This is a genomic window from Streptomyces smaragdinus (genome assembly GCF_009604385.1).
Taxonomy (GTDB): Bacteria; Actinomycetota; Actinomycetes; order Streptomycetales; family Streptomycetaceae; genus Streptomyces; species Streptomyces smaragdinus.
In genome coordinates this window covers 38515-58546 of record NZ_WEGJ01000022.1, presented here as the reverse complement: position 1 = coordinate 58546, position 20032 = coordinate 38515, and the positions used below count along the sequence as shown (strand labels likewise).

At 74.1% G+C, this 20032-nt stretch carries 20 protein-coding genes; 4 read left to right on the top strand and 16 right to left on the bottom strand.

The window, feature by feature from the left end; genetic code table 11:
* Positions 1-13: 13 nt before the first annotated feature.
* The 6 genes from SRB5_RS23725 to allB all read right to left on the bottom strand — a co-directional run bounded on the left by SRB5_RS23725 (position 14) and on the right by allB (position 5974).
* The gene (locus SRB5_RS23725) at positions 14-892 is read right to left on the bottom strand and encodes a sulfite exporter TauE/SafE family protein (RefSeq protein ID WP_153455373.1); all 879 of its coding nucleotides are present in this window, start codon (positions 890-892) and stop codon (positions 14-16) included.
* Positions 892-1464 (bottom strand): rhodanese-like domain-containing protein, encoded by a 573-nt coding sequence (locus tag SRB5_RS23720; RefSeq protein ID WP_153455371.1) that lies wholly within the window; start codon positions 1462-1464, stop codon positions 892-894. Before SRB5_RS23720 ends, SRB5_RS23725 begins: the two co-directional genes overlap by 1 nt.
* A 158-nt stretch (positions 1465-1622) precedes the next feature.
* Complete coding sequence (locus SRB5_RS23715) at positions 1623-3011, bottom strand: MBL fold metallo-hydrolase (RefSeq protein ID WP_323378360.1); 1389 nt, start codon at positions 3009-3011, stop codon at positions 1623-1625.
* Between the two features lie 98 nt (positions 3012-3109).
* Positions 3110-3436: a rhodanese-like domain-containing protein gene (locus SRB5_RS23710; protein WP_153455369.1), complete on the bottom strand. Its 327-nt coding sequence runs from the start codon at positions 3434-3436 to the stop codon at positions 3110-3112.
* A 72-nt stretch (positions 3437-3508) separates the two neighbouring features.
* Positions 3509-4639: an allantoicase gene (gene alc / locus SRB5_RS23705; protein ID WP_153455367.1), complete on the bottom strand. Its 1131-nt coding sequence runs from the start codon at positions 4637-4639 to the stop codon at positions 3509-3511.
* A 9-nt stretch (positions 4640-4648) separates the two neighbouring features.
* The gene (gene allB / locus SRB5_RS23700; RefSeq protein ID WP_323378359.1) at positions 4649-5974 is read right to left on the bottom strand and encodes an allantoinase AllB; all 1326 of its coding nucleotides are present in this window, start codon (positions 5972-5974) and stop codon (positions 4649-4651) included.
* A 221-nt stretch (positions 5975-6195) separates the two neighbouring features.
* Here allB and SRB5_RS23695 point away from each other — a divergent pair, with 221 nt between their 5' ends.
* Complete coding sequence (locus SRB5_RS23695) at positions 6196-6975, top strand: IclR family transcriptional regulator (protein ID WP_323378358.1); 780 nt, start codon at positions 6196-6198, stop codon at positions 6973-6975.
* Positions 6972-7520, top strand: coding sequence for a GNAT family N-acetyltransferase (locus tag SRB5_RS23690; RefSeq protein ID WP_153455363.1), 549 nt, complete (start codon positions 6972-6974; stop codon positions 7518-7520). Before SRB5_RS23695 ends, SRB5_RS23690 begins: the two co-directional genes overlap by 4 nt.
* A 7-nt stretch (positions 7521-7527) precedes the next feature.
* On the opposite strand, the gene SRB5_RS23685 is transcribed toward SRB5_RS23690, so the two are convergent.
* Positions 7528-7854, bottom strand: a complete 327-nt coding sequence (locus SRB5_RS23685; RefSeq protein WP_323378356.1) for a DUF5955 family protein — start codon at positions 7852-7854, stop codon at positions 7528-7530.
* Positions 7855-8031: 177 nt separating this feature from the next.
* On the opposite strand from SRB5_RS23685, the gene SRB5_RS23680 reads away from it, so the two are divergent.
* Positions 8032-8649 carry a nucleotidyltransferase family protein gene (locus SRB5_RS23680; protein ID WP_153455361.1) on the top strand — a complete coding sequence of 206 codons (618 nt, stop codon included), beginning with the start codon at positions 8032-8034 and terminating at the stop codon, positions 8647-8649.
* Here the strand turns inward: SRB5_RS23680 and SRB5_RS23675 are convergent.
* The 5 genes from SRB5_RS23675 to SRB5_RS23655 all read right to left on the bottom strand — a co-directional run bounded on the left by SRB5_RS23675 (position 8646) and on the right by SRB5_RS23655 (position 13730).
* A complete protein-coding gene (locus tag SRB5_RS23675) occupies positions 8646-9599 on the bottom strand; it encodes a threonine ammonia-lyase (protein WP_153455360.1) in 954 nt (317 codons plus the stop codon). The genes SRB5_RS23680 and SRB5_RS23675 overlap by 4 nt on opposite strands.
* 85 nt (positions 9600-9684) lie before the next feature.
* Positions 9685-10977 carry an FAD-dependent oxidoreductase gene (locus SRB5_RS23670; protein WP_153455357.1) on the bottom strand — a complete coding sequence of 431 codons (1293 nt, stop codon included), beginning with the start codon at positions 10975-10977 and terminating at the stop codon, positions 9685-9687.
* Positions 10978-11008: 31 nt separating this feature from the next.
* Complete coding sequence (locus SRB5_RS23665) at positions 11009-11716, bottom strand: maleylpyruvate isomerase family mycothiol-dependent enzyme (protein ID WP_153455355.1); 708 nt, start codon at positions 11714-11716, stop codon at positions 11009-11011.
* Entirely contained in the window at positions 11716-12564 is an 849-nt protein-coding gene (locus SRB5_RS23660) for a fumarylacetoacetate hydrolase family protein (RefSeq protein ID WP_153455353.1), read from the bottom strand. The genes SRB5_RS23665 and SRB5_RS23660 overlap by 1 nt, the downstream gene beginning before the upstream one ends.
* The gene (locus SRB5_RS23655; protein WP_323378355.1) at positions 12561-13730 is read right to left on the bottom strand and encodes a cupin domain-containing protein; all 1170 of its coding nucleotides are present in this window, start codon (positions 13728-13730) and stop codon (positions 12561-12563) included. Before SRB5_RS23655 ends, SRB5_RS23660 begins: the two co-directional genes overlap by 4 nt.
* 71 nt (positions 13731-13801) lie before the next feature.
* On the opposite strand from SRB5_RS23655, the gene SRB5_RS23650 reads away from it, so the two are divergent.
* Entirely contained in the window at positions 13802-14578 is a 777-nt protein-coding gene (locus SRB5_RS23650; RefSeq protein WP_153455349.1) for an IclR family transcriptional regulator, read from the top strand.
* A gap of 69 nt (positions 14579-14647) precedes the next feature.
* On the opposite strand, the gene SRB5_RS23645 is transcribed toward SRB5_RS23650, so the two are convergent.
* The 4 genes from SRB5_RS23645 to SRB5_RS23630 form a co-directional block, all read right to left on the bottom strand.
* The gene (locus SRB5_RS23645; protein WP_153455347.1) at positions 14648-15361 is read right to left on the bottom strand and encodes a hypothetical protein; all 714 of its coding nucleotides are present in this window, start codon (positions 15359-15361) and stop codon (positions 14648-14650) included.
* A gap of 62 nt (positions 15362-15423) precedes the next feature.
* Positions 15424-18537, bottom strand: a complete 3114-nt coding sequence (locus tag SRB5_RS23640; RefSeq protein ID WP_323378354.1) for an ATP-binding protein — start codon at positions 18535-18537, stop codon at positions 15424-15426.
* Between the two features lie 52 nt (positions 18538-18589).
* A complete protein-coding gene (locus SRB5_RS23635; protein ID WP_153455345.1) occupies positions 18590-19294 on the bottom strand; it encodes a sortase domain-containing protein in 705 nt (234 codons plus the stop codon).
* On the bottom strand, positions 19287-20027 hold the full coding sequence (locus SRB5_RS23630) for a hypothetical protein (RefSeq protein WP_153455343.1): 741 nt from the start codon (positions 20025-20027) through the stop codon (positions 19287-19289). Before SRB5_RS23630 ends, SRB5_RS23635 begins: the two co-directional genes overlap by 8 nt.
* Positions 20028-20032: the final 5 nt, after the last annotated feature.

The following is a 20032-nucleotide window of genomic DNA, read 5'->3' as shown; positions in this document are numbered from 1 at the left end:
CCACCTTTCGAACCTAGGATACCCCTTGGGGTATCCGTTCCGGAGTCCGCGGCGTGCGGCGACGCCGGGCTGTCGTCCATGTCACGCCCGCCGCGAGGGCGACGCCGAGACCGGTCCAGGTCAGCGGGCTGGCCCAGACGGCGTGCGGGAGGTTCTGGCTGAGCACGAAGACGCCCATGACCACCACGAACCAGCCGAAGGCCGTGCGCAGGGTTTCCTGCGGGATCCGGCCGGCGAAGCGGCTGCCGATCAGGCTGCCGACGACGGCGGCGGCGGTGACCATGAGCGCCATGCCCCAGTCGATCTCGACGCCGGACAGGTGCCCGGCCAGTCCGGAGAACGACTTCATGGCGATGACCAGCAGCGACGTACCGACGGCGACGCTCATCGGCAGTCCGCCGAGCAGCGCGAGCGCCGGGACGACGAGGAAGCCGCCGCCGGAGCCGACCAGACCGGTGACCGCGCCGACGACCAGACCCTCGACGATCACATGCTTCACCGGCAACTCGGTGTGCGCCGGCTTCGGCGCCGCGTCCCCGCGCTTCCTGCGCAGCATGGCGGCGGCGGTGGCCAGCATCATCAGGGCGAACGCGATCAGCAGCACGGTGCCGGAGATGTACTCCGCGAGCCTGCCGCCGCCGTAGGCGCCGACCATGGCGACCGTGCCGAAGATCAGCCCGGTGCGCCAGCGCACCCGGCCGGCGCGGGCGTGCGGGATCAGCCCGACGAGGCTGGTGACGCCGACCACGAAGAGCGAGGTGGCGATGGCCTCCTTGCTGTCCTGACCGGCCAGGTAGACCAGGATCGGGACGGTCAGGATGGAGCCGCCGCCGCCGAGAATGCCCAGGCTGATGCCGATCAGGACGGACGCCGCGAGGATGAACGTGATCATCAGCGATCCCGCAGGGACGCGATGACGGTACGGATGTCGGTGCGCGGGCCGCGGTTGTACGGCAGCTTGGACAGCATCATGCCCATGGCGCAGGTATTGCTGAGCGCGGCGAACGTCAGACCGGCGCCGACGGCGGTGCCGATGAGGTGCAGGCCCGGCACGAACAGCCCGGAAATGCCCGTGACCAGCACGATCGAGCCGGCGACGAGGCGGACCTGGCGCTCGAGGTCCCAGCGCTTGGGCCCCTGGTTGACGGGCGCGCCGGCGGCCTCCCAGGCCATCATGCCGCCGTCCAGCACCCGCAGTCCGGGCAGCCCGGCCTCGGCGAGGGCCGCCTCCGCCTGGGCGGCGCGCCCGCCGGAGCGACAGATCAGCACCACACCCTCGTCGAGGTGGTCCAGCAGCTCGGCGCGGTGTTCGCGCAGGGTGTCCAGGGGCACGTTGTACGCGCCGGGGATGTGGGCGCTCTGGAACTCGCCGGGGGTCCGGACGTCCAGCAGCCGGGGGCCGTGGCCGTCGCGTATGAGGGCCTGGAGGGCGGCGGGGGTGAGGCCGGTGGCGGTGGCGGTCATGGAGGGGCTCCTCGATGGTCTGTTTCAGGGGCCCACCCCGGGGAGAAATACGGGGTGGGGTATACGCGGAGGCATGGGTCGGGCCGGCGCTCCCCGGGCGGGGATCGGTCAGGGCGTGAGGTCCCGGCCGCGGGGGCGCCGGCGGCCGTCAGGGGATGTCAGACGGCGGCGGGGGCGTTCAGCAGGGCCCAGGCCGCGTAGCCGCCGAGGACGTCGGAGACGTCGGTGAAGCCGCGCCGGCGCAGCAGGCTGGCGGCGATGGAGGAGCGGTGGCCGCCGGCGCAGTGCAGGACCAGCGGCCGCTCGCGCGGCAGCTCGTCCAGCCGGTGCGGCAGCTCGCCCAGGGAGATGTGCACGGCGCCCTCGATGAAGGCGTTGTCCGCGCGCTCGCCGCAGTTGCGGACGTCGACCACGACCGGGGGGTGCTCGCCGGCGAGGGCGTCGCGCAGCTGGGCGGCGGTCAGCCGGCTGGCCGGGGTGACCTCGGCGGCCAGGGCCGTGAGGGCGTCGTCGGGCGAGCGCAGGTAGCCGGTGACCTTGTCGAAGCCGATGCGCGCGAGCCGGGTGACCATCTCCTCCTCGCGGTTCTGCGGGGCGAGGACCAGCAGCTCGTCCTTCGGGTCCAGCACGGTGCCGGCCTGCTCGGCGAACCGGCCGTCGGCCGGCACGTTGACCGCGCCGCGCAGATGTCCGGCGGCGAACTCCTGCGGGTCACGGGCGTCGACCACCACGGCGCCGGCCGCACGGCGGGCGGTGAACTCCTCGGCGGACAGCGGCCGGGGGGCGGTCGCCGGGTCGAAGAGCTCGTGCCGGCGGCGGTTGAGGTCGGCGTCGTAGGCGAAGTAGCCGGGGGCGGAGGGCTGGCCGGCCGTCACCAGGGCGACGAAGTCGTCCTTGCTCATCGGCGCGCAGGCGTAGTTCGTCAGGCGCTGCTGCCCGATCGTCGACTGCTTCTCGGTGGAGAGGTTCTTGCCGCAGGCGGACCCGGCGCCGTGCGCGGGGAAGACGCGCACCTCGTCCGGCAGGCCCATCAGCTTGTTCTGCACGCTGTCGTGCAGCATGGCGCCGAGCTCCTCGGCGGTCACGCCGACCGAGGCCAGCAGGTCCGGGCGGCCCACGTCGCCGATGAACAGGGCGTCACCGGTGAGCACGCCGTACGGGACGGCGTCCGCGGCCCGCTCGTACACGACCACGCTGACGGACTCCGGGGTGTGGCCCGGGGTCTCCATGATCTGCAGCGTGACGTCGCCGAGGCCGATCCTCTCGCCGTCGGTGAGCTTGCGGATGGGGTAGTCGGTCTCGGCGCGGCTGCCGTAGCCGATCCAGGCGCCGGTCCGGGCGGCCATCTCGAGGTGGCCTGCGATGAAGTCGGCGTGGAAGTGGGTGTTGATGACGCCGACCACGGTGAACCCGTGCGCCTCGGCGTCCGCCAGGTACTCGGAGACGTCACGGCGCGGGTCGACGACCACGGCCCGGCCGGTGCCCTCGTCGGCGATCATGTACGAGGCCTGGGAGAGGCAGTCGAGGTAGTACTGGGTGAGGAACACGGAAACCTCCGTAGGTGCGTTTCTTATACCCTGGGGGGTATAAAAGAGGGCGTGCTGCGGCCCGGTCGGGGCGCGGGGAAGAAGAAGAAAAGGGAAGGTCAGCGGGCGCCGGGAGCGTCCCCGGTCACCACGGGGCGGCCGGCACGGGCCCAGCCGCGGGTGCCGCCGGCGACGGAGTAGGTGTCCGCCCCGGCGTTGGTCAGCACGTCGGCGCCGGCCTTGCTGCGGTTGCCGCTGGCGCAGATGACGTACACGGGACGACCCTCGGGCAGCGCCAGGTACGCGCCGGCCAGGGTGGAGAGCGGGGCGAGGACCGCGCCGGGGACGTGCGCCTCCCGGTACTCGTCGGGCTCGCGTACGTCGACGACGAAGGCGCCGTCGGCCCACTCGCCGGCGAAGGTGTCGAGATCTATTTCACGCGCCATGCCGAGAACTACCTCCAGATACCCCCCTGGGTATGTCGATGAGAAGACAGTAACCAGGGAGGCGAAGGCTTGTCAAATACCTGGGGGGGTATCTGGACGCCCGTCTCGGCGCGCCGCCGCGTACCGCTCGGCCAGCTCCCGCGCCCCCGTCGCCGTAAGGCTGCCGTGCAGGCGCAGGCGGGAGATGCCGCCGTCCGGGAAGACGTCGAGCCGCACCCGGCGGGCGGTGGCGGGGGCCGGGAGGACGAAGCGGTGGTTGGTGTCCGGCTGCAGCCGGGTGCGCGGGAGGATCTCCGTCCAGTCGCCGTCGTCCGACACCGACAGGGACGCCCAGCCCGCCGCGTTCCCCTTCAGATACGCCGTGTCGATCTCCACCGCCCGCAGCTCGGCCTGCGCGGCGAGCGCGTAGCGGATCCAGTCGTGGCCCTTGTCACGCCGGCGCCGGGTCTCCCAGCCGTCGTCCATCCGCCCCGGCCGCCCGGGCAGGATCGTGTTCTCCGGGGGCGAGTAGAACCGGTCGGAGGCGTCCTCCACGGAGCCGCCGTGCTCCAGCGCCGCCAGATCGCAGGTCCCCAGCGCCGCCAGCCAGCCGGGGTCCGGCAGGACCGTCCCGTACACCCGCAGCCGGGCGATCCCCCCGTCGGGGTACTGGCGCAGCAGCAGATGGGTGAAGCGCCGCGCGGACGTCACGGTGAAGCCGTTCGCCGCGTGTCCGCCGACCTCCGTACGCGGTACGAGCTCCGTCCACGGCACGTCCGCCGCGAGCAGGTCCGCGGGCGCCGGGGTGCCGGGCAGCGACGTGCCCTCGACGGACACCCACTTGCCGTAGTTGCCCCGGAAGTGCGCCGTGTCGACGACGATCCCGCCGATCAGCCCCGGCGCGCCGAGGCGGACCAGCGCCCAGTCGTGGTCACCGTCCCCCGGATGCGGCGCCCCGGCCGCGGCGCCGCGCCGGCGGCGGGTCTCCCAGCCGTCCATGATCTTGCCCTTGTGCCCGAACGTCCCGGGGTCGAAGCGCGCGGGGCCGGGCGCGAGGAGGTTCTCCCGGTCGGCGAAGAACTCGTCGCTCGCCGCGATCACGCCCGCGCCCAGCCGCCGGTCGGCGAGATCACAGGCGGCGGCGAAGGGGAAGACGGAGGTGCGGTAGTCGGCGTACGGATCGCCGCCGGGGTACGGGCCCGCGTCACCGGTGAAGCGCTTCATGGTCGCCTTTCAGTTACGGGAGAGCAGCTCGCCCCGGGCCTCACCCGGCACGCCGTGTTCCGCGATCAGGGTCCCCCGCAGCCAGGTGGAGCGCACGACGCCGGACAGCCGCCGGCCGGCGTAGGCGGTGACCGGGTTGCGGTGCTCGAGGTCCGCCGGGTCGACGGTGAAGGTCTCGTCCGGGGCGAGGACGGCGAAGTCCGCGTCACGGCCGGGGGCGATCGCGCCCTTGCGGGTCAGCCCGGCGAGCGCGGCGGGGCCGGCGGACATCCAGCGGGCCACGTCCGTGAGCGTCCGGCCGCGGCGCCGGGCCTCGGTCCAGATCGCCGGGAGGCCCAGCTGGAGGGAGGAGATGCCGCCCCAGGCGGTGGCGAAGTCGGGGGTCTTGAGATCCGCCGTGGAGGGCGAGTGGTCGGAGACGACGCAGTCGAGGGTGCCGTCGGCCAGGGCGTCCCACAGCGCGTCGCGGTTGGCGGCCTCGCGGATGGGCGGGCAGCACTTGAAGGCGCTCGCCCCGTCCGGGACCTCCTCGGCGGTGAGGGTGAGGAAGTGCGGGCAGGTCTCGGCGGTGACGCGGACGCCGTCGGCCTTCGCGGCGGCGATCAGGGGCAGCGCGGCGGCGGAGGAGAGGTGCAGGACGTGGACGCGGGCGTCGTACTTCCGCGCGAGGGTGATCAGCCGGCGGACGGCGCGGGTCTCGGCCTCGGGCGGGCGGGAGGCAAGGAAGTCGGCGTAGCGCGCGCCGGGCACCTGGGGGGCGGCGGCCAGGACGCCGGGGTCCTCGGCGTGCACGATCAGGAGTCCGCCGAGGGCCGCGATCGCGGCCAGGGCGGCCTCCAGGCCGTCGCCGGCGAGCGGGGGGAACTCGTCGACGCCGGACGGCGAGAGGAAGCACTTGAAGCCGAACACCCCGGCGTCGTGGAGGGGTTCGAGGTCGTCGAGGTTGCCGGGGACGGCGCCGCCCCAGAAGCCGGTGTCGACGTGCACCCGGTGCCTCGCCACGTCGCGCTTGACGCCGAGGGCGGGGCGGGTGGTGGTGGGCGGCAGGCTGTTGAGGGGCATGTCGACGATCGTGGTGACGCCGCCGGCCGCCGCCGCGCGGGTCGCGGAGCGAAAGCCCTCCCAGGCGGTGCGGCCGGGGTCGTTGACGTGCACGTGGGTGTCCACCAGGCCGGGCAGCAGCACGTGGTCGCCGAGGTCCGCCAGCGGGGCGGCGAGCGGGGTCTCGTACGGCAGGACGGCCTCGATGCGGCCGGCGGTGACGGCGACCGCGGCCGGGCGCTCCCCCTCGGGGGTGATGACGCGGCGCGAACGCAGGACCAGGTCGACGGACACGGTTCCCCTTCCCGGCTTCGGCTGTCCCGGCGACAGGACGTAGACTTCAACGATCTGTTGAACGGATCTGTTGAACGGAGTCTCACCTCCCCTCCCCCGGCCGTCAACAGCCCCGCGCCGTCCGCATGGTCCGCGCGGCGGCGGATTGGACGATTCCACATACCGGAAGGGTGATTCCGGCCGGTAAGCTCCAGCTACCTGCCAGGAAAGGATCAACAGACGTGGCCGAGCCCAAGTCCGCCGCAGGCGGCGGCGTGCAGTCCCTTGAGCGTGCGTTCGACCTGCTCGAGCGCATGGCCGACGCGGGCGGCGAGGTCGGCCTCAGCGAGCTGTCGGCCAGCAGCGGACTGCCCCTGCCGACCATCCACCGCCTGATGCGCACCCTGGTGGCCTGCGGTTACGTCCGCCAGCAGACCAACCGCCGGTACGCGCTGGGCCCCCGGCTGATCCGCCTCGGCGAAAGCTCCGCCCGGCTGCTGGGCACCTGGGCGCGGCCGTATCTGGCGCGGCTGGTGGAGGAGACCGGCGAGACGGCGAACATGGCGCTGCTCGACGGCGACGAGGTGGTGTACGTGGCGCAGGTGCCCTCGCGGCACTCCATGCGGATGTTCACCGAGGTCGGCCGCCGGGTGCTGCCGCACTCCACGGGCGTGGGCAAGGCACTGCTCGCCGACACCCCGGAGGAGGACGTACGGGCGCTGCTGGCCCGTACCGGCATGCCGGCCGCGACCGAGCGGACCATCACCACCCCGGACGCTTTCCTGGACGCGCTGGCCCGGGTGCGGCGCGAGGGCTACGCGGTGGACGACAACGAGCAGGAGATCGGCGTGCGGTGTCTGGCCGTGGCGGTGCCGGACGCGCCGACCAGGGCGGCGCTGTCGGTCTCCGGGCCGGCGGGCCGGGTGACCGACGCGACGACCGAGAGGATCGTCCCGGTACTGCAGCAGGTGGCGCGGGAGCTGTCCCGGTCGCTGGCCGACACGAACGGGGCGACGGCATGAGCGCGTTCCCCTCCGGCGTCGAACTCGCCGGCGAGGACCTGGTCCTGCGCGAGTGGACGGACGCCGATCTGCCGGTGCTGCGGACGCTGATGGACGACCCCGACGTGGCGTACTGGACGCCGCTGGTCTCGCCGTTCGACGAGGCGGCGGCGCGGGCGTATCTCACCCGTTCACGCGGCTACCGGGCCGAGGGCCGGACGATCCAGCTGGCGATCACCCGCGGCGGCGGCGAGCCGCTGGGCGAGGTGCTGATCATGCGATCCCGGCACGAGGGGCAGGACCCGGGGACGCTGGAGATCGGCTACTCCGTCGGCGCCGCCCACCGCGGGCAGGGGCTGGCGTCGCGGGCGGTGCGGGTCGTCGCGGCGTACGCCTTCGCGGAGCTCGGGGCGCCGTCGCTGGTGCTGGAGCTGGAGTCGGAGAACGCCGGCAGCGTGGGCGTGGCGCGGTCGTCGGGCTTCCGGCTGCTGGACGTACCGCTGATCGAGGGCACGGAGAAGGGCCGGTCGTTCGCCCTCCAGACATGGGGACGCGACCGGCCCTGACTCCCTTTCAGTCCCGCGGCTGCGAGGGCTCGGCCCCGAACAGGTCGATCACCTCCCGTAAGCGGGACACCGGCACGGCGAGCGCGCTCACCGAACCGAGCGCGCCGGCCACCGCCAGCAGTGCGCGGCGCAGCCGGGGGACCTCGGGGCTCCCGGTGTGCGCCATGGCGGCGAGCTCGCCCAGGGCGTCCTCGGCGACCGACCGGTCACTGAGGCACGCCTGGTATCCGGCGAGCTCCCGGCGCAGCCGGCAGACGGCTGTCGCCAGCGCCTCGACGCGCGGATCCTCGATCGGTGACGTGGACACCTGATCCACGTCGACTGCACCTGCCACCGCGGCATCCTTCGGCTCCACCGCGGCACTGTCCACGGGCACGGCGCCCGTACGATCCTTTACCACTGACCATCCCCCTTGCCCTGACCGGCGGCCGCCGCGTTGGTCAGTCGCGAGGGCCGCGGATCAGTTAACGCCACTTTCGCGTCCACCCGCTACACACCCCGGGATATTGAGATGAATCCGCCGAACGGAACGATCGAATCCGGCCCGGTCGTGGCCGGTCTGCTGCTCGCCGCGGGCGGCGGCCGGCGGCTGGGCGGCCGGCCGAAAGCCCTGCTCAGCATGGGTGGGCAGCCGCTCGTGGAGCGGACGGCCGAGATCATGCGGGCCGGTGGCTGCGCACCGCTGCACGTGGTGCTGGGGGCGGACGCGGACGAGGTGAACCGGCGGACGCGGCTTGACGGATGCCGGGTCGTCGTCAACGCGGACTGGGCGCGCGGGATGGGCGGTTCGCTGCGTGTGGGTCTGGCCTCACTCACCGCGACGGACGCCGGGGCGGCGCTGGTGATGCTGGTCGACCAGCCACGCATCGGCTCCGAGGCGGTCGCCCGGCTGATCGCCGCGCACCGCGCGGGCGCCTCGCTGGCCGCCGCCGCGTACGACGGGGAACGCGGCCATCCGGTGCTCTTCGCCCGCCGCCACTGGCCGGAAGTCACCGGCGCGGCCCGGGACGACCGGGGCGCCCGTGACTTCCTGCGCGCTCATGCGGCCCAGGTGACGCTGGTGGAGTGCGGTGACGTCGCGTCACCGGAGGACGTGGACACGCCGGAGGATCTGGGGCTGCTGGACTAGCCGACCCAGCGCCGGTAGGACGCCATGTCGACATTGCCGCCGCAGACGATCGTGACGACGTGCCGGCCCGCGAACCGTTCCGGGTCCTCCAGCAGCGCCGCCACGCCGAGCGCGGCCGACGGCTCGACGACCAGTCCGGCGTGGTCGAGCAGCAGCCGCATGCCGGCGACGATCGACTCCTCGCGGACCAGGACGGCGTCGTCGGCGGTCGCGAGGAGGTCGGTCAGCACCTCCGGGATGGGGCGGCGGCCCGCGACGCCGTCGGCGATGGTGTCCGTCGAGTCCGTGGTGATCACCCGCCGGGCGCGCCAGGAGCGGGTCATGGCCGGGGCGCCGTGCGGCTGTACGCAGACGACCTCGGTGTCCGGCGCCAGGGACTTCAGCGCGTACCCGACGCCGGTGGCCAGCGCCCCGCCGCCGAGGGCGATCAGCACGGCGTCGAAGGACGCCTCCGCCAGCTCGAGGCCGATGGTCGCCGCGCCCTCGCAGGTCTCGAGGTCCAGGCTGTCCTCGACCAGCCGTACGCCGTCTTGGTCCGCGAGGGCCACGGCCCGCTCCCGGGCGGCCTCGAAGTCGCCGTCCACCAGCTCCAGCTGGGCGCCGAAGGCACGTATGCGGTCCAGCTTGGCGGCGGGGGCGTGGCGGGAGGCGACCACCGTGACGTCGAGCCCGCGGGAGCGCCCGGACCAGGCGAGGGCCTGCCCCAGATTGCCCGCGCTGGCACACACCAGGGCCCGCGGACCGTGCTCGGCGAGCATGCTCGCGACGAGCTCGGTACCGCGGGCCTTGAAGCTGCGCACCGGGTTGGCGGTCTCCAGCTTGACGCTCACGGAGCAGCCGAGGACCGGTTCCAGCGCGGGGCAGCGATAGAGCGGGGTGTCGAGGAAGACCGGGTCGATGACCCGGCGGGCCGCCCTGATCCGGGCGAGGTCGAGGCGTGTCCGCTGCATGGGGCCGCAGCGTACTGCTCACTCCCGGGGGATAACCCCCGGACCCCCAGCCGGACAACGGACCGACCGGGGTCCGGTGGCACCCTCAGGCGGCGTCGCTCAGCGGCTCCCCGACGACGGCCGAGTCCAGCGGGATCGGCTCGAACATGGCCGGCTCCTCGTCCGGGGTCAGGGCCGTCGGCCCGTACACCCAGTCGGTGAAGCCGTAGTCGTACGTGTCGCGCGCCCCGAGGATCGCGTTGCGCTGCAGCCGCTCCTCGCCGTCCAGGTGCCACAGCTTGCCCCAGGCGCGGGCGGTGGTCTGGATGCGGTCGCAGTGCTCGACCCGGACCGCCTCGTACGCGGCGAGCGCGCCGTCCCAGTCCGGCTCGGCGCCCTGCGGGGCCGCCGCGGCGACGCGGGCGTAGTGCTTCGCGAGCACCCAGCCGTCCTCGATCGCCATGACCGCGCCCTGCGCCATGTACTGCAGCGGCGGGTGGGCGGCGTCGCCGAGGAGGGCGATACGGCCGTGCACCCAGGTCTCGATCGGGTCGCGGTCGAACATCCGCCACCAGCGGTCGCGCCACATCAGCGGGATGCCCTTGGTGACCGTCTCGCAGGAGCCCTCGAAGGCGGCGTCCAGCTCGTCCGGGGTGCCCCAGTCCTCCTCGCCGGCGAGTGCCTTGGGCGACTCGAAGACGGCGACCTGGTTGAACATCTCGCCGCCGCGCAGACCGTACTGCACGAAGTGGCGGCGCGGGCCGACGAAGACGGTGACGTCCTTCTCGGCGACGTTGTTGTCCTTGACCTGCTCGAACGGTACGGCCGCCCGGTAGGCGACGTACGAGGAGCTGACGACGTCGTCGCCGATCAGGTCGCGGCGGGCCACGGACTTCAGCCCGTCGGCGGCAACGACCAGCGGCGCCGACTCGACCCGGCCGTCGGCCAGCGTCACCTGCGCGCCGCCGTCGGTGTTCTCGTAGCCGACGACGACCTGGTCGTTGAGCAGCTCGACCCCGGCCCGCCGGCAGGCCCGCAGGAAGATCGCGTGCAGGTCGCTGCGGTGGATGACCATGTACGGGAAGCCGTAGCGGCGCTCCAGGTCGCGCAGGTCCAGCCGGGTCAGCTCACGGGAGTCCAGGGCGTCGCGCATCACCATGTTCTCGGGGAGGACACCGAGGGACTTGGCCTCGTCGAGCAGACCGTACTCGTCGAGGATCCGGGTGCAGTTGGGGGCGATCTGCAGGCCGGCGCCGACCTCGCCGTACTCCGGGGCCTGCTCGAGCACGCGCACCTTCAGGCCCTGGCGGGAGAGGGCGAAGGCGGTGCTGAGGCCGCCGATGCCGCCGCCGACGACGATGACGTCCGGCCGGCCGGCGGGGGTGGGTCCGTTGTTCATTGTGCTGTTTCCTTCGTGTCCGGGCGGCGGATCAGAGCCAGGGGCCGAGCTCGGGGGCGGGGGCGCCCCCGGCCGTGCGCAGGTCCGTGTCGCGTCCGGTGAGGTAGGCGGTGATGCGGTGCAGTTCGCCGGTGACGCGGGTGGGCTCGCCCTCGCCGGGGAGCTCCCAGCCGGCGCCGGTGTCCGATGCCGTGAGGTGCACGGCCGGGCCGGGGGCGGCGGCGCGCTTGGCCACGACGTCGTCGCACAGGGCGGCGAGGAAGCCGGCCGGGAGGTCGGCGAAGGTGACGCCGGTCGCCAGGTCGACGGCGTGCACGCAGACCTCGCGGGAGCGCATCCAGGGCAGCTCGGTCGCGGGGACGGTGCGGCCCTGGGCGGTGACGACCTCGCGCTGCCACTGCCCGTCGGTGAGGGCGGCCATCCCTGCGTCGAGCCGTTCGGCGGAGGCGCGCAGCCACGCCGTCAGCTCGGCGGCGGGCAGCTTGCGCCCGCGTTCGATGCCGGCGGCACGCTCCTCGGGGGAGGCGTACATCGGGGTGCGCTCGCCGGTGGCGGCCCAGTGCACGAGGTTGCACAGGGCCTCGGCGTTGGCGGCGACGTGCGCCGCCACATGGGCGCGGCTCCAGCCGGGGAGCGCGCTGGGCGCGGCGAAGCCGGTGTCGTCGGCCTCGGCGGCCTTCAGCATCAGCCCGGTGCCGGCGCTCGCCCAGGCGCGCGCGTCCTCGAACGTACGGGCCATCAGGCCGCGGCCTCCTTGGCCACGGTGTTCTCCAGCCGGCCGATGCCCTCGATCTGGGTGACGACCGTCTCGCCGCCCACCAGGTAGCGCTCGGGCTTGCGGGCGTGGCCGACGCCGCCGGGGGTGCCGGTGGCGATGATGTCGCCGGGGTTCAGGCGGATCATCGTGGAGACGTACTCGACCAGGGCGACGGGGTCGAAGAGCAGGTCGCCGGTGGAGTCGGACTGCATGACCTCGCCGTCGACGATCAGCTTGACGTCGAGGGAGGGGCGGACGCCGCCGGGCAGCTCGTCGGGGGTGACGAGGTAGGGGCCGACGGGGGTGGTGGAGTCCCAGGTCTTGCCCTGCAGCCACTCGCGGGTGCGGAACTGCCAGTCGCGGCAGGTGATGTCGTTGAGCACGGTGAAGCCGGCGATCGCCTGCTCGGCCTCGGCGCCGGTGGCGCGGCGCACCGGGGCGCCGACGACGAGGGCGAGCTCGACCTCCCAGTCGAACTTCTCGGTCTCGGCGGGACGCACGATGTCGTCGTTCGCGCCGATCAGCGAGTCGGCGAACTTGGCGAACAGGGTGGGGTGCTCCGGCAGGTCGCGGCCCATCTCCTGGATGTGGTTGCGGTAGTTCAGACCGACGCACACGATCTTGGAGGGGTTCGGCACCACGGGGGCAAAGTCGGCGCCCTCGACGGGGTAGGTGGTGGCGTTCGCCGCGGTGACGGCGGCGGCCTTCGCGGCCCAGTCCTCCTGGGCGAGCAGCGCGCCCAGGTCGGGGGCGCCGAGATCGACGAGAACCTCGCCGTCGAGGCGGACGGCGCGAGTGCCGTCGGTGGTGCGCAGGGTGGCGAGCTTCATCGGGGGTTTCCTTCCACCTGGGTGCGGTCGAGCCGCAGGGCTTCAAAGACGGGCGCGTCGGAGAACCGGAAGAGGTCCAGGGCGCCGGAGTCGGAGTCGGAGGTGCCGGCCTCGGAGCGCACCGAGAAGGGCTGCCAGGACGGCACGGCGAACAGGTCGCCGCGGGTGACGGACCACGAGGTGTCCCCGACGGTGACGGTGCCGGAGCCGTCGAAGACCTGGTAGACGGAGGAGCCCGTCTCGCGGACCGGCGCGGTCTCGGTGCCGGAGGCGACGCGGTGCATCTCGGCGCGGAGGGTCGGCAGCACGTCGGCGCCGGTCGCCGGGTCGCTGAAGCGGACGGCGGCGTGGCCGTGCTCAACGGTGCCGTCGAAGCCCTCGGCCTCCAGGGCGAGCTGGTCGGCCAGGGCGCGGTCGGTGTGCTCCCAGCGGTACGCGAGCAGCGGGGAGCCGGGGCCGGGGGTGCCGGCGGAGACGGGGCGCAGCCCGGGGTGGCCCCACAAGCGCTCGGAGCGCGACCGGCTGGGGGTGATGCGTTCGGCGTCGGAGATGTCGTCGCGGCCGAACTCAAAGAACTGGGACTCGGTGACGTACTGGAAGGGGATGTCCAGCCCGTCGATCCACGCCATCGGCTCGGCGGTGGCGTTGTGGTGCGCGTGCCAGTTCCAGCCGGCCTGCGGCAGGAAGTCGCCGCGGCGCATGGCCACCGGGTCGCGGCCGACGACCGTCCACACACCCTCGCCCTCGACGACGAAGCGGAAGGCGTGCTGGGTGTGGCGGTGCTCGGGGGCGTCCTCGCCGGGCATCAGGTACTGGATGGCCGCCCACAGGGTCGGGGTGGCGAAGGGCCGGCCGCCGAGCGAGGGGTTGGCCAGCGCGATGGCGCGGCGCTCACCGCCGCGGCCGACGGGGACCAGGTCGCCGGCGCGGGCCGCGAGCTCGCGCAGCTTGTTCCAGCGCCACAGGTGCGGGACGGCACGCGAGCGCGGGTGTGCGGGCATCAGGTCGCCGATCTCGGTCCACAGCGGGACGAGCAGCTCCTTTTCGAAGCCCCGGTAGAGCTCTTCGAGCGCCGGGGTGACGTCGGGCTGTCCCTCGGCGGCGACGGCCTGCAGCCGGACCGGGGAGGTCGCGGCGGTGTCTGGGGCGATGGAGGACTGGGTCACAGTGCACATCCTGCGTGGTGTCTTGTGAATAGACAGGTAGATTCTTGAGAGCAGAACAAAGGGAGGTCCACATGGACAATCCGCTCAAGACGCCGCCGCCGTATCCGATCGCGAGCGTGGATCACGCGCTGCGGGCGGCGGCCATCCTGCAGCTGGAGGGCGGGGCGACGGTGTCGCAGATCGCCGAGCGGCTGGGTGTCGCCCGGTCGACGGCGCACCGGATCCTGGCGATGCTGGTGTACCGGGATTTCGCCGTACGGGACGAGGACCGCGTCTACCGGGCGGGACCGGTGCTGGAGCTGGCGGCGCACTCGCAGTCGCAGATTTCGCGGCTGCGGGCGACGGCGCTGCCGCATCTGCAGCGGGTGGTGGATCTGCTGGACGAGACGGCGAACCTGATCGTGCGCACCGGTGACACGGCGCGTTTCATCGCCTCCGTGGAGTGCCGGCAGGCGCTGCGGGTGGGCTCGCGCGAGGGCATGGTCTTCCCGGCGCACCGGACGACGGCGGGGCTGCTGCTGCTCGCCGAGCTGACGGACGAGGAGCTGGCGGAGGTGTACGACCCCGGGCGCTACCGGGACCGGGCGGCCGAGCGTCCGGACGTGGACCGGCTGCGGGCGGATCTGGTGAAGCTGCGGCGCAACGGGTTCGCGGTCAACCGGGAGCGGTCCGAGCGCGGTCTGGTCGCCGTCGGGGTCCCGGTCCGGGATCCGCAGGGCACCGCGGTGGCGGGCCTGTCGGTGTCGCTGCCGAGCGTGCGCTACGACCCGCATCGGCTGCAGTCCCTGGTGGCCACGCTGAACGCGGGCGCGCGCGCCCTGGAGAAGGACCTCGCCCTGCAGGCGTGAGCCGTTCGGCCGGTGGATCTCACCCTTCCAGTGGACGGCGGGGCCCCGGGGCCCGCAACCGCACGCCGGTCACTCCAGCCCGCGGGTGCCTTCCGCCCGCAGCAGGGCGACGGACAGCTCGCGCTCGAGCGCCTCGGCCAGCTCCCGGTTCGCCGTGAGGTCCAGTGTCTCCAGCTGCTCCGCCATCGCGGCCAGCCGGATCGCGTCGTCGCCGCGCAACTGCCCCAGGCCCGGCAGCGACTCCCCCGGCTTGGGCTTGTGCCACCGCACGTAGCGCCGGCGGATCTCCGTGAAGCGGTCGAGGCAGCGCTCCTCCTCCGCCAGTTTGTCCGCCGGCCACTTCACCAGCCGGCCGCTGACCGGGACCGAGAGCGCGGGGCCGTAGTGGGTCTGCGGGTGGACCTGGTCGGGGTCGTCGAGGCGCTGGTAGAGGACCTGGGCGCGGACGTACTCCGTCGGTGTGCCCGGCGTGCTCGTGAACGAGATCCGGTGCCGGAAGCCGTCCACGGGCCACCGGTAGGTCACACCCTGCGAGCCCAGCACGGGTCCGCCGCCGTAGTAGCCGGGGACGGGATAGAGCACGTCCGTCCCGTTGAGCAGCCAGAACACGTTCAGCGGCTCGGGGTCGTGCTCGTAGGACAGGGTGACGGTCTCCCGGAAGAACTGGGCGGCCCCCTGCCAGACGCCCTTCCGGCACAGCGCGGGGTTGGCGTCGTAGTCCTCGGTGACGAATCCCTGTCCGGTGGATTCCGAGGTCCGGGACCTCTCCAGCAATGTGGCCATGACCTCACGGTACGACCATATGCACTGTTTGACCGTTCATGTACCGATCTGCCGTACGGACTTCAGACCCCCGCGACCAGCCCCCGCGCCGCCTCCCACAGCTCCTCCCGGCCCAGTCCCGCGTACCGGGCCACCGCCTCCGCGTACCCCGCGGCGTCCGCGGCCCCGGCGGCCTCGCGCGCCCGGTCCGCGGCCAGGGTGGGGTGGAACTCGCGCGGTACGTGGAGCCGTTCCGCCAGGGCCAGCAGCCGTACGCCCGAGGTGTCGCCCTCCGCGAGCCGGACCAGGCCCAGGGCCAGCAGCGCGGTGCCGAACCCGAGGATCTCCGCGGCGGGGCGGGAGCCGTCGGCCAGGGCGCTGCGCGTCCGCTCCCGCAGGCCGGCCGTCGCGGCGGCGACGGGCTCCAGCCGGCCGGCGTAGGCGTGCGCGGCGACCGCGCAGGCCACCACGCGCTCCGCCCACGGGTCCGGGGCGCCGGGCGTGGCCATCTCCTCCATCGCCAGCCGCCAGCGCTTGAGCCCGAGTTCGGTGAGCCCGCGGGCCAGCGCGAGCTCCGCCCGGGCCGGCAGGTCCGGTCCGACCGTCACGGGGTGCTCCCCCGACTGGCTGCGCTCGGCGCTGGCCACCCACTCCTCGGCCTCGTCCAGCTCCCCGCGCTGCAGACACGCCAGCACCAGCCCCCAGCGCACACCCGTGGTGGGCGACAGGTCACCCAGATGCCGCACGGTGTCGAGCGCGGCGAGCAGATTGCGGTACGCCTCCTCCCCCAGCCCGGCGGCCATGCACAGCTCGCTGACCCGGCCGTGGCCCAGCAGCTGCAGCGAGGGGTTGGGGACGGCGTCGACCACGGTGAGCATCCGGCGGGCGGAGGCCAGCGCGCGCTCGGGTTCGTACGCGTACTCCCACAGATAGCTGGCTACGCACTCGGCGACCCCGGCCAGCAGCGGCCGGTCGTCGGCGCACAGCTCCTGCAGCGGCTCGTAACCCGGCGGGCGGGTCTCGGGCAGCACGCACAGCACGACGGACAGCGCGCGGACCAGGTTGTCCGGATCGGCGGGCGGCAGCCGGCGCAGGACGACGAGGTGGCGCGGGCTCTGCGAGCCGAAGCCCAGGGACAGCGCGCCGACCGTCACCGCGCACAGGGTGCGCAGGGCCTCGGTGTGCCGGGCGTCGGGGTGGTAGTGGGAGAGCGGTACGGCGGTGTCGGCGGCGAGGGAGACCAGGCGGTAGATGCTCCCCGAGTCGGTGCCCCAGACGGCGGCCAGCACCGCGCCGACCGCCGCGGTGACGGGGGCGTCGCCGCGGGCGAGGGCCAGGCGCAGGGCGGGCACCAGGTTGTCCTGCTCGGCGCGCAGCCGCGGCCAGTGGCGCAGCGGTTCGCCGCCGAGCAGCGCGTCGTGGTTGGCGAGCCCGAACTCCCGCGCCCAGTCCAGGAACCGGTCCTCGACCGCCGCGTCCTCTCCGGCCGCGGCGCGCCGGCCGGCGCTGAACTCCCGTACGGTCTCCAGCATGTGAAAGCGGATGCCGGCCGCGGTGTCGGCGGCCTTCAGCAGGGACTGGTCCACCAGCTGCTCCAGCAGGAACAGCGCGTCGCCGTCGGCGCCGAGCAGCCGGTCGGCGGCCTCCTCGGTGAAGCCGCCGGGGAAGACCGACAGCGCCCGCAGCGCCGCCCGGCCGTCCTCCTCGAGGAGGTTCCAGCTCCATTCCACGACCGCCCGCAGGGTGCGGTGGCGCTCGGGTACGTCCCGGCTGCCGCCGCGCAGCAGCGCGAACCGGTCGCCGAGGCGGCGGGCGATCTCCGGTACGGACACCACCCGGACCCGCGCCGCGGCCAGTTCGACGGCGAGCGGCAGTCCGTCCAGATGGCGGCAGAGGTCCGCGACCACGTCGGCGGGGAGTTCGGCGTCGGGGCGCGCGGCGCGGGCCCGCTGCTCGAACAGGGCGACGGAGGTCTCCTGGCTGAGCTGCGGCAGCTGGTAGACGGCCTCCGAACTGAGCGCGAGCGGCGCCCGGCTGGTGACCAGGACGCGCAGGTCCCGGGAGAGCGCGACCAGTTCCCGTACGAGATCGGCGGCGCCGCCGATGACCTGCTCGCAGTTGTCGAGGACCAGCAGCACCGGGCCGGAGCCGAGCGCGGCGAGGATCCCGGCGGGACTGTCCGGGGCGCCGCCGGCGTACATGCCGCCGCGCGGGGCCTCCTCGCCGCCGAGGGAGGAGGCCACCTCGCGGGCAACGTCGGCGTCCGCGGTAATGCCGGCCAGGGAGACGAAGTGCACGACGCGCTGGTCCGCCTCGCGGCTGACGTGGTGGGCGAGACGGGTCTTGCCGAGGCCCCCGGGGCCGACGATGGAGGTGACGCGGGAGGAGTGCAGCAGCCCGGTGACGGCGGTGATGTCGTCGTCGCGGCCGAGGAGCGGGTTGGGCTCGTGGGGCACGCCGTAGCGGACGACGGGTGCGTCGCCCTGGAGGAGTTCCTGGTGGACGGCGGTGAGGGCGGGGCCGGGGTCGGCGCCGATCTCGTCGCGCAGGCGGCGGCGGTAGGTGTCGTAGCGGACGAGGGCCGCCGCCGGGCCGGCCGTGGCGGACTCGGCGCGCAGCAGTTCGGCCAGCGCCTCCTCGTCGTGCGGGGCGTCCCCGGCGATCTCCGTCAGCGGCCCGATCGCCTCGGCCCCCCGGCCCAGCCGGGCCAGGGCGAGCGCGCGGGCGCGGACGAGGGCGTCGTGGGCGGTGGCGCGTTCGGCCCGCAACTCGGCCACCGGGTCGCCCGGTTCGCCGTCGCGGTCCGGGGGCGTGTCCCAGTGGGCGAGGCCCTCCTCGGCGCTCGCGAGCGCGGCGGCGTGGTCCCCGGCGCGGGCGTGGCGGGCGGCGGCCCCGGCGGCGCGCAGGACGGCGGAGGCGTCGACCTGGTCCTCGTCGAGGGCCAGCCGGTAGCCGGTGGGGGTGCTGACGACGACGTCGGCGCCGAGCTGGGAGCGGGCGCGGGAGACCAGGATCCGCAGCGCGTTGGCCGGGTTGGCCGGCAGCTCGTCCCGCCACAGCCCGTCCACCAGCCGCGCGCTGCTGCACCCGGCCCGCAACTCCCCGGCGAGCAGGGCCAGCAGGCCCCGCAGCCCGGGAGCGGTGATCTCCCGTCCTCGGTGGGCGACACGGGAGAGGAGGGTCAGTTCGGTCGTCACCCGTTCAGGTTATCGATCGCGGCATCCGGCCACGAAGGACCCCGTCAGCAGGTCACGCCGGTGCGGGGGTCGTACCGGTGAGGCGGGCGTGGACGAGGAGGGTGCTCTCGTACGTCTTGGTGCGGGCGTTGTACGGCGGGGCGCAGGTGATGAGCCACAGGCCCGGGGGGCCGGTGCGGGTGACGATCCGGCGGCCGGGGAAGTCGGCGGCGCGGATGTAGTCGCGGCTGTCGACGGTGAAGCGGGCGGTGCTGCCGTCGGCGCGGCGGACGGCGATCCGGCGGCCGGGGGCGAGTTCGCTGAGGCGGAAGAACACCGAGCGTCTGCGGGCGGAGTCGACGTGTCCGACCACGACGGCGGAGCCGCGTTCACCGGGTGTGACGCTGCCGCGGTACCAGCCGGTGGTGTCGAGCTGCTTCTTGGGCGGGGCGTCCAGCGCGCCGGCGGGGGTGAGGCCGAGGGGCGTGACGCGGGCGGTGAGGCCGATGCTGTCGATCCGCAGGGACACCGGGCGGGACGGGCCGAGCGCCGTCACCGCCGCCCGTTTGCGCCGGCGGGGCGGCTCGTCGCCGCCGCCGGTCAGGGTGACGGCCACGGTGACGGCCGTGATCAGGGCGGCGACGGCCAGGAGGGTGCGCCGCAGCCGCCGGGCCCGGCTGAGGGGCTGCCGGGCCCGGGCCGCGGTCTTCCGGGGGCCCGGGCCCCCGGCCGGACGACGCGGTGCGGACCGGAGAGCGCACCGGCGCCGGTCAGGCATGGGGCCGGTGCCGCCGTGCCGCCCGCCGCAGTCCGACCGGCAGCAGCGCGCCCAGGGCGCACGCCACCGCGAGCATCAGCCAGCCCAGCCAGGACGCCAGCCGGTTGTGCGGGGCCCGCGCGGCGGCCAGTTCCGCCGCCGCGCCGCCACCGCCGGCGTGCGGGGCACCCGGGGCGAGGGCGGGCTCCAGTGCGGAGGCCGCGGAGATCGCCAGCCGCGCCGAGCACGACATGGTCGCCTCCCCCGTGTCCCCGAGGGGCGCCGGGTCGTAGGTGACCGGGCAGGGGCCGGAGGTGCGGCCGCGCCAGCTGCTGGTGGCGGAGGTGGTGTACGGGTCGGTCAGGGACGCCGAGGACAGGACGTAACTGATGGTGGCGGTCGCATGGGGTGCGATGTCGCCGTCCCAGAGGAGATAGCCGCCCTCGGGCTGCACGGTGCCGGTGGAGGCGCGCGGGCGGGAGAGGAATCCGGTGTTGTCGAGCAGGCCGTCGAGATCCTCGACGACGTGCAGCCCGGAGACGGCGACATCCAGGTCGTTGCTCAGCCGGATCTCGAAACGCAGCTCGGCTCCGTCCGGTCCACTGGTGGTGACGAGCTGCTTCACCATGGCCACCCCGCCGCCGGCCTGGGCGGGAACGGAACCGGCGGCAGTAGTGACGGCCGGGGCCGCGAGGGTGCAGGCCAGCGCGACGGCGGCGCCGGCCACACCGCGATAAACCCATTCATTTGTCATACGAA